The organism is Photorhabdus sp. P32, assembly GCF_038085095.1.
GTDB lineage: Bacteria > Pseudomonadota > Gammaproteobacteria > Enterobacterales > Enterobacteriaceae > Photorhabdus > Photorhabdus luminescens.
On record NZ_JAZGJN010000040.1, the window covers coordinates 1 to 567 of the forward strand.

Consider the following 567-nt stretch of genomic DNA (forward strand, 5'->3'; position numbering starts at 1 on the left):
CCCCACCTTTACCCCCATTCCCCCCATTCCCTCCATTTCCGCCATCTCCTCCCCTTCCTCCATGTCCAGCACTACATTTGTTTGTTGCAGCGCCTCCATTGCCGCCATTCCCTCCATTACCCCCGTTACCGCCATATCCGCCATTTCCCCCCTTACCACCTATCGATGCCGCATTGACGACTCCAGTAAAAAGTTCAACATCAACAATGACATCATTTGCACTTCCAGCCCTTTTGCCATCCATCCCTTGCGCTCCAGAAGAACCGCCAGTTGCATCAGTACCCGGTGTGGATGCGACAGAGCAACCGTGTTTATAATCTGAACCAATACTGCCATTGCTGCCATTAATCCCATTACTTCCCGGTTCGCCCTCAAAACCATCGGCTCCATCAGTGCCTATACTGACAATGCTCTGCTTTTTATCATTGCCATTCCCTACAACCGTGTTCGCTTCAATCTTGCCATTAGTGCGGTAAATAATTTGACCGCCCGGTTCAATGATTATCTGGTCATACACCAAGACAACCGGTTCGCCATAATCATCTTTATCTTCAACAATCAATGGCG

1 pseudogene is annotated in these 567 nt (G+C 49.6%); it reads right to left on the bottom strand.

The features are described from left to right. A pseudogene (locus V2H77_RS00125) lies at positions 1-567 on the bottom strand (hypothetical protein); the annotation flags it as partial.